This window comes from Archangium sp., from assembly GCF_036388035.1.
Lineage (GTDB): Bacteria > Myxococcota > Myxococcia > Myxococcales > Myxococcaceae > Archangium.
In genome coordinates, this window is the sequence record NZ_DASVSO010000662.1 from 1 (window position 1) to 3,274 (window position 3,274).

4 protein-coding genes are annotated in these 3,274 nt (G+C 71.2%); 3 read left to right on the forward strand and 1 reads right to left on the reverse strand.

Going from position 1 to position 3,274, the window contains the following annotated elements; all coding sequences use genetic code 11:
• The coding region (locus tag VF697_RS27075; RefSeq protein WP_331099616.1) for an acyltransferase domain-containing protein at nucleotides 1-285 on the reverse strand (285 nt) is incomplete at its 3' end.
• A gap of 193 nt (nucleotides 286-478) precedes the next feature.
• On the opposite strand from VF697_RS27075, the gene VF697_RS27080 reads away from it, so the two are divergent.
• The 3 genes from VF697_RS27080 to VF697_RS27090 form a co-directional block, all read left to right on the forward strand.
• Entirely contained in the window at nucleotides 479-1,384 is a 906-nt protein-coding gene (locus VF697_RS27080) for a DUF2135 domain-containing protein (protein ID WP_331099617.1), read from the forward strand.
• 15 nt (nucleotides 1,385-1,399) lie between these two features.
• Complete coding sequence (locus VF697_RS27085; protein ID WP_331099618.1) at nucleotides 1,400-1,975, forward strand: DUF1175 family protein; 576 nt, start codon at nucleotides 1,400-1,402, stop codon at nucleotides 1,973-1,975.
• Nucleotides 1,976-3,274, forward strand: a 1,299-nt coding sequence (locus tag VF697_RS27090; RefSeq protein ID WP_331099619.1) for a hypothetical protein, incomplete at its 3' end; no start/stop codon positions are given. It abuts the gene before it with no gap.

Sequence of the window (3,274 nt, forward strand, 5' to 3'; positions counted from 1 at the left end):
CGCCAGCGCCATCTCCATCGACACGATGGCCGGGCAGCTCACCTCGATGTCGCCCAGGCTCGCCGCCTCCTCCGTCAGCGCCTCCAGCAGCGACCAGCCCAGCAGCCGCCGGACGTGGGCGTCGCAGGCCTCGAGCACCGAGGCGCAGACGGGCGAGTGCTCCAGCAGTGCCCGGCCCATGCCCGGCCATTGGGAGCCCTGGCCCGAGAAGACGAACACCGGCCGGCACTGCTCCGGGCTCCGGTCTGGCTGCTCCTCCACGGCCTCCTGGCGCGTCCTCGGCATGCCCACTCCCCGACTCAACCCGGTGCTTGGAATGCTCGAATATTCCTTCTCGAACGACAAGGGCTACCTGGGCGGAGCCAGGGACGGTGTCACGTCAGACGTCATCGGGAGAAAGTCCGCGGACAGCTTGAAAAAGACAAGCCCCGTGCCGCAGGCTGTCCCCCGTCTCTTCCCTCGACAGGACCAGCCCTCGATGCTGCCCGTTCTCCTGGCCGTGCTGCTCTCCCAGGCCCCGATCGCCAACCCCCGCCAGCAGGGCGTCCCCATCGGGCAGGGCAAGACGCTGCCCACCGTGCGTCTCTCCGCGCCCTCCGGCGGCTGGACCGTGGATCGCATGCTGCTCGTCGAGGGCACCCTCAGCGACACCACCATCGACCCCGTCGTCATCTCCATCAACGGCGACCGCTACCTGATGCGCACCTTCAGCGGGCGCTTCAAGCGCAAGTTCCCCGCCGCCAGTGGCAAGAACGTCGTCACCGTCATGGCCACCAACCAGGCCGGCACCGCTCGCGCCCAGGCCACCAGCTACGCGCAGATTCCCGCCGTACCCCTCAAGGCCATCCTCACCAGCGACACCGAGGGCGTGTACACCGATCTCCACATCTACGAGCCCACCCAGGAGAGTCTCTCCCCCGCGAAGGAGGGCTCGGGCCAGGTGCTCGACTTGAAGAAGATGGCCCACGTCTACTGGGCCGACACCTCGAGCCCCAGCGGCGGCACTTTCTTCCTCAATGAGCAGGGCGGCGACTTCGACGACCCCGCCTATGGACCCTACCTCTACGTCCACCGCGCTCCGCCCAAGGGCGTCTACCTCATCGCCACCAACTACTGGCCCAGCGGCGACAAGGCCCACACCGTGGCCACCCTCAACGTCGTCCTCTACGAGGGCACGCCCCAGGAGATGCGCCGCATGGTGCGCATTCCCCTCGCCACGCCCGGCACCACCCGCGTGCTCGCCTGGGTGAACGTGCTCGGCGATGGCAAGGCCGAGCTCTACGTGCCCTCGCAGGATCCCGCCCCCAAGAGCGCCTCGTGGCCCCGCAACCTGGACGAGGCCGTCAAGACGCTCTCCAGCGGCGGCGTCGACTCGGAAGAGTGAGGCCTTCGGCTCGCCATGCGCGCCCTGCTCCTGCTCCTCTCGCTCCAGGCGGCCACTCCCGCTCCCGAGGCCCTTCAGGTGCTGCTGCGCCGCGAGGTGGCCCAGGTGGCGCTCGCCCAGGTGCGCCGCATGGACCCGAACTGGCACCCGGACCAGCGCGACTGCGCGGGCCTCGTGCGCTTCGTCTACCGCGGCGCCTACCGGCGCTACCGCCCCGAGCGGCTCGCCACCCCCCTGTGGCGTGACACCCGTGGCGAGCCCGGTGACTTCGCCGACGCGGAGACCTTGCTGACGCACAGCTTCGTGCCGCTCGGCCGCGACGAGGCCACGCGCGACTCCCTGCGCACCGGAGATGTCGTGGCCTTCCGCCAGGAGCGCGACGCGGGCCCTCTCTTCCACCTCATGCTCGTGGTGCGCCCGGAGGACAAGGCACATGCCCCCGCGCGCGTCGTCTACCACCCGGGCGAGAAGGGGGCCTCCGTTCGCACCGGCATCCTCCAGTCGCTCGCCACCGAGGCGCCCCTGGAGTGGCGCCCGGTGCCCCAGAACACCGCCTTCCTCGGCTTCTTCCGCTTCAAGGAGTGGATGTAGATGAACCCTCCCGATTCCACACCGCCTCCCAAGGGCGGGCCTCCCCGCGCCGTCCTCGTGGGCGCCGGCATCGCCGTGCTCGTCGTGGTGGCCGTCGGCGCCTTCATGCTCGGCCGCCGTGGCGCCTCCGACTCCTCGGGCCCGGTCTTCGGCTCCTCGACTTCGGCCGGTGGCTCGTCGGGTTCCAGCGGGGGCTCCGTCCTCCAGTCCCTGCCGCCCGCTCCCGAGAAGCCTCGACAGATGGAGGTGCCCGCCGAGCCCGTGCGCCCGGCCTTCTGGGTGGACGTCTACTCGCCCGGCAAGGTGCGCGAGGCACTCATGGGCAACGCGTGGCTCAAGGACGAGCTCCAGAAGCCGCTCGGCAAGGGCTTCGTGGGCGGGTGGGCCGCCTTCCTCGACTCGCGCGGCGAGGACCTGGGTGGCTCCTTCAAGGGCGCCGTGTTCGACGTCATGGCCGGGCAGTTCCTCGCCGCGCCGTTCCGCGTGGTGTGGTTCTCCGGCGAGAGTCGCTCGGGCACGCCCGCCATCATCATCCCCGAGCCGGGCAACACCGCCATGGCCGCCTTCACGTCGCTCGGGGGCACCGTCCGCCGCAACGAGATGACGGCCGACTCCTGCCCGGGAGGCGAGGGCGAGGTGCCCTCGGAGGGCTTCAAGCTGGAGCGCTGGCTCGTGGCCGAGCAGGCGCTGTGGGCCGGTCGCACCGAGGACCGGATGGTGTTCGCCCGGCACCCGGCGGCGGTGCTCCATGGCTTGTGCGAGTCGCACCTGGACCTCGAGGCGCCCGAGGGCGTGGACGTGGAGTTCGGCTTCGCTCCCGAGCCGCTCGGCCGCGAGGCGCAGCTCCTCACGCACGTGGCCGGCGTGGCCAATGGCCTCCGGTTGCAGTTCGCCGTGCAGGGCACCCGCCTGGTGGGCCGGGGCATCTCCGGGCCCGTCGCGGATGAGCCCCGGTTGGACAGCGCGCCCTTCTCGGAGGACCTGCTGAAGCTCGTCCCCGAGGAGACGCCCGTGCTGCTCGCGCTCCAGCTCAAGCTGCCCGAGACGTTGGACCGCGACACCCTCAAGGCCTTCTGGTCCGGCAAGGGCGCCGCGGTGCCGCTGCGCACGCGGCAGGTGGCGATGGTGTGGACGCCTCGGGGAGATCCGGCACTGCCCACCGAGGTGGCGCTGCTGTGGGGCCGGCCCGAGGACGCGCAGGCGCTCGGGCAGCTGTTCTCCGGGCCCAACAAGCTGGAGTCCGCCACGCTGTGCGGGCACCACGTGCTGGCCTCCACCCCGGACGTGCTCGCGCGGCTG

What these genes read in the sequence shown, in the direction of transcription:
- VF697_RS27080 (WP_331099617.1), top strand. Translation starts at nt 479, where the DNA reads ATGCTGCCCGTTCTCCTGGCCGTGCTGCTCTCCCAGGCCCCGATCGCC.
- VF697_RS27085 (WP_331099618.1), top strand. Translation starts at nt 1,400, where the DNA reads ATGCGCGCCCTGCTCCTGCTCCTCTCGCTCCAGGCGGCCACTCCCGCT.